The organism is Paenibacillus sp. J2L1-98 (assembly GCF_056269405.1).
In genome coordinates this window covers 23,129-31,258 of the sequence record NZ_JBWDNW010000038.1, presented here as the reverse complement: position 1 = coordinate 31,258, position 8,130 = coordinate 23,129, and the positions used below count along the sequence as shown (strand labels likewise).

Annotated in this window: 8 protein-coding genes and 1 pseudogene; 3 read left to right on the top strand and 6 right to left on the bottom strand. The window is 46.7% G+C overall.

Features of this window, described 5'->3' with window-relative positions:
* The 6 genes and pseudogenes from AC0YNZ_RS30500 to AC0YNZ_RS30475 all read right to left on the bottom strand — a co-directional run.
* Positions 1–190, bottom strand: a pseudogene (locus AC0YNZ_RS30500) (IS3-like element ISSau2 family transposase); the annotation flags it as partial.
* A 56-nt stretch (positions 191–246) separates the two neighbouring features.
* Positions 247–924 carry a transposase gene (locus AC0YNZ_RS30495; protein WP_475830129.1) on the bottom strand — a complete coding sequence of 226 codons (678 nt, stop codon included), beginning with the start codon at positions 922–924 and terminating at the stop codon, positions 247–249.
* A 160-nt stretch (positions 925–1,084) separates the two neighbouring features.
* Positions 1,085–2,209, bottom strand: coding sequence for a Ger(x)C family spore germination protein (locus tag AC0YNZ_RS30490; RefSeq protein ID WP_475830128.1), 1,125 nt, complete (start codon positions 2,207–2,209; stop codon positions 1,085–1,087).
* Positions 2,206–3,306: a GerAB/ArcD/ProY family transporter gene (locus tag AC0YNZ_RS30485; protein ID WP_475830127.1), complete on the bottom strand. Its 1,101-nt coding sequence runs from the start codon at positions 3,304–3,306 to the stop codon at positions 2,206–2,208. The genes AC0YNZ_RS30490 and AC0YNZ_RS30485 overlap by 4 nt, the downstream gene beginning before the upstream one ends.
* On the bottom strand, positions 3,303–4,856 hold the full coding sequence (locus AC0YNZ_RS30480; RefSeq protein WP_475830126.1) for a spore germination protein: 1,554 nt from the start codon (positions 4,854–4,856) through the stop codon (positions 3,303–3,305). The genes AC0YNZ_RS30485 and AC0YNZ_RS30480 overlap by 4 nt, the downstream gene beginning before the upstream one ends.
* Before the next feature lie 150 nt (positions 4,857–5,006).
* On the bottom strand, positions 5,007–5,948 hold the full coding sequence (locus AC0YNZ_RS30475) for a ribose-phosphate diphosphokinase (protein ID WP_475830125.1): 942 nt from the start codon (positions 5,946–5,948) through the stop codon (positions 5,007–5,009).
* Positions 5,949–6,268: 320 nt separating this feature from the next.
* On the opposite strand from AC0YNZ_RS30475, the gene AC0YNZ_RS30470 reads away from it, so the two are divergent.
* The 3 genes from AC0YNZ_RS30470 (at position 6,269) to AC0YNZ_RS30460 (ending at position 8,128) form a co-directional block, all read left to right on the top strand.
* The gene (locus AC0YNZ_RS30470; RefSeq protein ID WP_475830124.1) at positions 6,269–7,222 is read left to right on the top strand and encodes a carbon-nitrogen hydrolase family protein; all 954 of its coding nucleotides are present in this window, start codon (positions 6,269–6,271) and stop codon (positions 7,220–7,222) included.
* 24 nt (positions 7,223–7,246) lie between these two features.
* Positions 7,247–7,387 carry a hypothetical protein gene (locus tag AC0YNZ_RS30465; RefSeq protein ID WP_475830123.1) on the top strand — a complete coding sequence of 47 codons (141 nt, stop codon included), beginning with the start codon at positions 7,247–7,249 and terminating at the stop codon, positions 7,385–7,387.
* 99 nt (positions 7,388–7,486) lie between these two features.
* Entirely contained in the window at positions 7,487–8,128 is a 642-nt protein-coding gene (locus tag AC0YNZ_RS30460) for an HNH endonuclease (RefSeq protein WP_475830122.1), read from the top strand.
* Positions 8,129–8,130: the final 2 nt, after the last annotated feature.

Here is an 8,130-nt window from a genome sequence, read left to right as displayed (position 1 = left end):
TTTGGCTGCGCATGTGCAGCGTTAATTGACGATAGCCAAAGATACGCTCTAATTTCTCATAAATGGTCATCATAACATGCGTCAACTCTGCGTTCTCCTGTTCACGGGAACCGGGTTTGCGATTTAGCCACTTGTAGTAGCTTGAGCGTGGAATACCTGCAATTTCACATAGAAGCTGAATACTGAACAACGCTTCTTCCCGAAGCGCTTGAATGGCAAGATAGACGTTCTCTTGACGGTATTGACTTAATTTCGCCTCCTTTGGAATTCCCGTAGCTTTTTTAGAAATGCATTTTCCGCTCGAAGCCGCTCCATCTCGTACTCCATCTTCTTCATTTCCAGTTTCTGTTGATCGGCCTCCGTTAATTCTTCTGACGCTTTCTTTCGTCCTCGGCCATCCTTTAACGCATCCTGACCGCCATCCTCGAACTTCTTCACCCATTGGTATACTTGCTGGTAGGAGACCTGAAACTGTCCTGCTGTCTTATGGTAGTCATGCTTATTTGTCAGGCAATATTGGACAATATCGATCCGTTCCTGCCACGTCGTAGAGCGACCCTTTGTCATAGCTTTTGCTTCCCCTTTATAGGCTTTTAAGATGCTATGACAATTATACTTCTTTATCCAGTTTGAGAGTTGCTTTGTACTCGCAATCTTATATTTATCGATAATCTGGTATTGGGACAATCCGCCCTCCAGGTAATCTTTCACTGCCTGAAGCTTGAGCTCATCCGTATAGCTTCGGATACGTGTACGACTCTCCAACCCTTCATAACCATAAAGCTTGTACCGACGTTGCCATTTCATCAGAGTCGTTTTATTAATCCCATATTTCTTCGCTGCGGCCAGAAAACCAATTTCCCCGTTTGATACTTCTTCGAGAATAGTGAGTTTCTCCAAAGCATTATATTTTCCTCTAGACATGAAAAAGCTCCCCTCACAGTAGCAGGTTTTATTATTTCAACTGTCTACCGTAAGGGGAGCATATCAGATACACGGTTCAGTCTGCCGCTGCGTCTTAGATCTATAAAAATGGGACTTGACCAGAGCTTAGGGTGGTGCCCGCTTTTTTTTACCAAAGCTGTTACTTCACCGGCCCCATGGCTCCGATAGTAAGATCCAGTTTCACGTTAATATCCGCATCCTTGACCGCCTCGCCCCAATTGTCTTCCACTTTTTTGAATTCCTTGTACTCAAAAGCTCTTGCATATATGCCAAGTCCGATCGGATCGATTCCATGCTTCTGAATGATCTTTATGACCTTTTCCATTTGTGCTTTCATCTGCTCCGCAGCTTGCTTCTCTAACTTATCCGCGTCCTTTGAGATGTCATATGGAAACAAATGCTCGGATAAACTGATGGACATCTTGATATGAAAATCAAAATGAAACCGGCCGTTTTGGTATGAGGTTTTTATTTTTGTTTTTATTTTACTGGCAGAGAAGCTTAACATATCGGTAGCGAATGGACTTTCTATCGGTTTGCCGGGCATGCGATAGGAGAGGCTGATCCCCGACTTGGCCTGCTTCTGCAAAATGCTGAGCAGGACCGTTTCCTGCGCGCCGAACGAAGCTTCATATTTACCTTTCTCACTGAGTAAAGCCGAACCCTCTAATCTAATTTCTTGCTTCTTTAATTTGACTTCTGCCATATAAGGCGTAATTCCCTTTTCATGAAATTGACGGTGGAGCTCTTGCACGGTTGTAGCATACGTCTCCGATTTTTTGCTTTTCGATTCGACCATTCCGCGCAGTAAAATAGGCAGTAGAGGCTGGTTATTCGCGTTTAAAAAGAAGATGTCCGAAACGGGTCCGTCGATGACGATAACCCGATCCATTACCGTATTTCTTGCATCGCGAAAAAGCACATCGAGCAAAGGAAACCAATCCTCATGCTGCAGTAAACGTTTGCCGATCAAAACAACCTGGAAATTCCTTCCTTGCGTAGATCCGGAAGTATGGGAATCCTGCAGCGATTTTGATTGACGGAGCGTAGACGCTGTATCGCTGAATTGTTGACTCTTTCTTTTACTATTTTTGCTGTATACAGGTGTCGAGGAGTAATAAGTGAATTTATCATTTTTATCAAGGTCAATGCCAAGCGCAAGGGGAGTTGCCGCATTTTCCAACGTTAATTCGTCGCTGCATCCCGAAACCAAGAGGCATATGATGGGAATGATGAGCAAACTGGAAAACAGCCGTATGTTCATAAGTCGTTCCTCTGCTTGAAATGCTTGCTCAGGACGATATATCCGAGCAAGAGAATCGGAAACACATATTCTATGCCAATTCCGAAATATCCGATCCAAACGCCGAAGAGATCATCTTGATTAAAGGTCGGCAAATAGAAATAGGAGCTTACGGCAAGCACGATGCAAAAGATTTGTACAGGTAGAATGGTGTCCTTCTTGCTAAACAACCAGCTTATGCAGAAAGCGGCAATATAAGCGGAAGGAATCCATGCTAACGAAAATATGAAAAGATAATAAGCGATAAAAGGGACCTCGATTCGTTCTATAAAGCGAAATTCAATTGTTTTTAATATGCTGACAATGGGCTCGTTAAACAATTTGATTTCGTCAGGACTGAAGTAAATAAAACTAATGATTGTGATATATAAATAGATGAGCATGGTCAGTGAGTTAGAGAGGAGGAGACTGCGGAACGCTTTTTCCTTGTTTTTTAAATGCGGATATAAAATAAAAGTTGTCACCATCCCAAGACTCGGATAAAGCATGGCAGGCACTGCTGACAATACAGGCGTCACACCTTCCTTAAACAGTGGAAGCAGATAGAGCCAGTGCGCGTGTTTAAGCGTAAACAAATAGATGAACGGAATCCAGCTGGATAGGAAAAAGATAATCTCGGAATATCTTCCGATTACTTGGGGTCCATGCTTACTAATGATATAAGTAGGAATGAGAAGTAAAAACATGAGCATATAAGACGGTGTGTTCGGCATCAGCCATGCTTTCGTAATGAGAATTGCCCGGTCGAGACTATCGTACATAAAAGACAGGAAATAGACGCAAAGCAGCAAGGCGAAGCATCTCCCAGCCCAAACGCCGATTAACCGCGAGAGTAGATCAAGGATGGTGCCGTCCGGCATGCTCTCCATAATTTTAACGATAATAAAGCTGGCCGCCACGCTTAACGCAAATCCGATCGGAATGGCCATCCATCCGTCCGTTCCAGCTGCATCCGCTAGATCTCTAGGCAGAGACAGGATAGAGACGCTTACTTGAATACCGGATATAATAAAAATGAATTGCATGGACGTAATGCTATTTCTTCCATTGCTATTCATTTGTCATCCTCCTTTCTACGAATATCACCTCGTCTTTTCTGCTGCAGAGGTACGCTATTGGTTGGCCGATTTTTTATGAGCCAGACCGGTACTCGAATGAGGGTATCCTTCCAATCCGATAATCGCACGGGCGCAAGCGGACTGCCATATGGCATACCTAACGACTTAAGGGTCAACAGATGAGCGATCATCGTCATCAAACCGACAATCAGTCCTACAAATCCGAACGAGGTAGCAAGAATCATTAAAATAAAACGGATGAGCCTTACCGCGGCAACCATATCGTAGTTTGGCAAAATAAACGATGAGATGGCCGTGAAGGCGACGACGATAACCATTACATTGCTTATTAAGCCTGCCTGTACGACTGCTTGACCAATAACGATACCGCCAACGATGCCTACCGTTTGTCCTATCGGCGCTGGAAGTCGAACACCTGCCTCGCGCAGCATTTCCAAGGTGATTTCCATGAGAATAGCCTCGACGAACGGAGGAAACGGAACTTGCCCGCGCGATTCCCCGAGTGTGAGCAGCAGCTTCATCGGAATAATCTCGAAATGATAGGAGACGACAGCGATATAGAAGGCAGGCAGAAAGGCGGCGGTAAAAAAGGCAAACAGCCGCAGCAATCTAAGAAATGTAGCTGTGGGCCAGCGGATGCTGTAATCGTCAATACTTTGAAAGTAGGACATAAAAGTAACGGGCGCTATAAGCACATTCGGCGATCGGTCAACGACAACGACGCATCTCCCCTGTAACAGCTGCGATGCGGCTGTATCCGGACGCTCCGTTGAAATAAACTGCGGAAATAGAGAGAAGGGGTTATCCTCAATCATTTCGGATAGTTCTCCAGCGTTTAGAATGACATCTACATCGACATTTTCAATCCGCTGCTCAAGTTGGTCAACAAGATCAGGATTTGTAATATCCGCCAAATATAATACAGTCACCATGGTCTGTCCGCGTCGTCCAACGGTAACACGTCTCATTTTCAGCTCGCGGTTCGCGATATAACGACGAATCATAGCTATATTTTGCCCGCCGGTTTCGATGAAGCCTTGATGCGAGCCTTTTAATGAAGATTCAAGCTGGGAATCTTGAATGGCTCGTTGCGGCCAGCCTATCGTATCGAGCCTAAAGGCTTCCTCTCTGCCATCTACGAACAATATGCTGCTTCCTTGAAGAAGTGTAGCTTCAATGCGGGACCAGGAGGTTTCCGGTACAATATGTCCAACATTCATGATTAACTCATCACCAGGCTGTCCGCTGCCGTTTTCGAGCTGGAGGGGGCGAAGGACGTCTTGATTAATGGCTGTCCGATCGGACAATCCAGCTATATAGATTAGCGCCGCTTGCTCGCCCGTCTGTTTGATCGTGATTTTTCGAATAATTAAATCCGGCGTTTCTGAAAATATGTTATGTATATAGGACAAGATTTCTGTCAGATCTGAGCTTATATGATCGGATTGGTCAGGATTCTCACTTTCTGTCAGATTTGAGCTTTTATGACCGGTTTGATTCGAATTCACATTTTCCGACTGCACATTCATCGGTCCGTTCCTCCTTACCCGCCAAAGTGATGAGTCGTCAGCTTATTTTGCCACGGTTTTCCATAGCTATGCATGACAAAAACCACCCCCTTGCCATTAAGCAAGGGGGTGGGAGGAGTTCTATAGAGCATAGCGGCTATCGAGTAACCATTATATGCTTGCTTTGGACAAGGTAGCTATGGAGCCGCCTTCCGTAATAATTTTGATCGCTGTAGCAAGCAGCGGCGACATCGGGAGAACGACAAACTTTTCCGTATGCGCCTCATCGATCGAGATCGTATCCGTAATGACGACCTCTCGGATATTCGGGTGGTTGAGCTTCTCCAGCGCATTAGCTGAGAATAACCCGTGCGTTGCACATATGTAGGAATCATGCGCGCCTTTTTTCTTAAGCGCCTCTACGACGTTAACGATCGTGCTGCCCGTATCGATTAAGTCTTCAATAATGATCGGCGTCATATCTTCCACGTCCCCGATAATATGCGTAATCTCGGATTGGTTATGAGCCGGCCGATTTTTAATCATAATGGCGAATGGGCAATCGAGCAAACCGGCCAGCTTCTCGGCGGTTGTAGCTCTTCCCGCATCAGGGGATACAACAACAGGGTTTTTGATTTTTTTGGCTCTTAAATATTCGATGATCATATCGAGCGCCGTTAAATGATCGACTGGAATATCGAAAAAACCTTGAATCGGATCAGCATGCAAATCCACCGTAATAATCCGGTTGGCGCCGACAGTCGTCAGCACATCGGCTACCAGCTTAGCCGAAATCGGTTCACGAGGCGCAGATTTTCTTTCCTGACGGGCATAGCCGTAATAAGGCATGACGATATTGATCGTTTTGGCCGACGCGCGCTTAGCCGCATCAATCATGACGAGCGTTTCGATCAAATGCTCGTTTACAGGATGGGATAGCGATTGCACGATAAACACGTCGCAGGTGCGAATCGATTCTTGGTAGGATACATGAATTTCGCCGCTCTGCTGCCTGGAAATAGCGACATTTCCTAGCGGAAGCTCAAGCTCCTTACACAGCTCTTCGGCAAGCCTTTGGTTCGAGGTGCCGGAAAAAATTTTAACCTTTTGCATGTGTTCCTCCTTAAAGGTTTGCGCTGCAAACCTGCTTCAAACGATTTTCTTTGCTTAATCATAACAAACAAAGCATAGGAGGACAAATATAAACTGATCATTATTTGAATGGGAACGAATAATGAAAGGACATTGGTTCGGTTGTCTTTTTTCACATCAGGATAATGGGTGGGATGCGCTCAAAACGGTAAGGCTGCGAATTAGAAAATTGGTTGGGCTATTTACGCACCAATTGGACGGTTACAGGCCGCAGAGAACCCTCTATGATAGTCCTATAAGGTTGGGCAGGGCCAATTGAACGGGGGAAGAAGGGGACGACGATGTTGAACGAACGAAATGCAAGGGCAGCTGTCGTTCAGGCGGCGCCGATATTATTCGATAAACAGTCCGCCATTCAGAAAATTGCGAGCTTTGCCAAGGAAGCGCAGGCGCAAGGCGCCCAATTGCTTCTCTTTCCGGAAGTATTCATAGGGGGCTATCCGAGAGGTCTATCCTTCGGTGCGAGAGTCGGCAGCAGAACGATGGAAGGCCGTAAGGACTGGGCAAAATACTGGAGAAGCGCAATCGACATTCCCGGGGAGGATACGGAGCAGCTTGGCGAGATCGCGAAGGAAGCAGGCGTTTATTTGATTATTGGCGTCGTGGAGCGGGATCAGGAGTACAGCCATTCGACGCTTTATAACAGCATTGTCTACATTGGCCCCGATGGCAGGCTGCTCGGCAAGCATCGGAAGCTGATGCCGACCGGCTCGGAACGATTGTTATGGGGACAAGGAGACGGAAGCACGCTTACCGTTATAGAAACTCCGTTTGGCCGAATAGGCGGTTTGATTTGTTGGGAAAACTATATGCCTCTGGCAAGAACGGCCTTATATGCGAAAGGAATCGATATTTTGGTTGCGCCAACAGCCGATGCGCGGGATACGTGGCAAGCCACACTGAAGCATATCGCGTGCGAAGGCAGATGCTACGTCATGTCCAGCAACCAGTTCGTCACGAAGGATTCGTATCCGGCTGACTTGAACGGCTATGCAGAGCTTGCGCAGGAACCGGATACGCTATGCCGGGGAGGCAGCGCGATCGTTGGACCTTTGGGCGATTATGTAACGGAGCCGGTATACGGGCAAGAGTGTATTTTATATGCGGATTTGGATATGGAGGCTGTAACGGCGAGCCGCTTTGACTTCGACGTTGTCGGCCACTATAATCGCGCTGACGTATTCCAGCTTCATGTGAACGAATCAAAGCAGAGTATTGTAACTTTTAAATCATGAAGATGAATGACGGGAGGAGATCGAATGGAAGTTCCGGTTGGCGTTTGGGTTGCCGCAGCCATTATTGTCGTTATTTTAGCATGGATCACGTTTTGGATTACGAATAAGGCGTATTCGCGCAGATGGGAAGACCATGATAACGAAAATAACGGAAACCGCAATTAGGTCGCAGCTCCCATGGAATCGCAATTAATGCTACAATAGTAGAAAAACATGAGGGGACGAAATCGGGAGCGGAGAAAGGGATTCGCCCCGGAATAACTAATGGATGAAACAGAACCTCTTGTCATGAAACAATGCGCGAATTGCAAGGAAATGAAGCCTATCTCACAATTTCTGAGACGGACAGGCAGGCGTTCAAGTGCGGGGTCGCGCCGCGGAGCATGCCGGGCTTGCAGAAAGGCGAAGGCCGCTGCAGCTCCTTCAACCGTCATTGCGGTTCAAGATCAGAAAGCAATGCGAAGGAGAGCTCAAGCTAACAAGCCGCGCAGTGTGCCGCCTTTGCCGACTGTCCCGCTGCCGAATGATCCTGCCGCCCTGAAGACGACCCGTCAAGGGACGATTTGGATGAGGGGCAAGACGGATAAGGGAAGGCGCTGGTATCAAGAAATCGAATTGGAGCTCGCGAGAACGCTCGTTAAGGAGCATGCTGCGGTTATCGTAAACCGTCACACGATTCGCCGGTTGTTCAGCAACAAGGATTTCCGGCATTATGTTTTGGAGCGGGACAACCATACCTGTTATTTTTGCGGCGAATTCGGAGATACGATCGATCATTTGCTGCCGCGTGCAAAGGGCGGTCATACGACGCCTGTTAATTGCGTTTGCGCATGCAATGCCTGCAATCAATCGAAGGCGGATCAGGATGTACAATCATTTATGAACAATGAAGAGATTGTCCCTTAAAT

Coding starts and splice junctions, on each gene's coding strand:
- AC0YNZ_RS30495 (WP_475830129.1), bottom strand. CDS start 924: ATGTCTAGAGGAAAATATAATGCTTTGGAGAAACTCACTATTCTCGAA.
- AC0YNZ_RS30490 (WP_475830128.1), bottom strand. CDS start 2,209: ATGAACATACGGCTGTTTTCCAGTTTGCTCATCATTCCCATCATATGC.
- AC0YNZ_RS30485 (WP_475830127.1), bottom strand. CDS start 3,306: ATGAATAGCAATGGAAGAAATAGCATTACGTCCATGCAATTCATTTTT.
- AC0YNZ_RS30480 (WP_475830126.1), bottom strand. CDS start 4,856: ATGAATGTGCAGTCGGAAAATGTGAATTCGAATCAAACCGGTCATAAA.
- AC0YNZ_RS30475 (WP_475830125.1), bottom strand. CDS start 5,948: ATGCAAAAGGTTAAAATTTTTTCCGGCACCTCGAACCAAAGGCTTGCC.
- AC0YNZ_RS30470 (WP_475830124.1), top strand. CDS start 6,269: ATGTTGAACGAACGAAATGCAAGGGCAGCTGTCGTTCAGGCGGCGCCG.
- AC0YNZ_RS30465 (WP_475830123.1), top strand. CDS start 7,247: ATGGAAGTTCCGGTTGGCGTTTGGGTTGCCGCAGCCATTATTGTCGTT.
- AC0YNZ_RS30460 (WP_475830122.1), top strand. CDS start 7,487: ATGGATGAAACAGAACCTCTTGTCATGAAACAATGCGCGAATTGCAAG.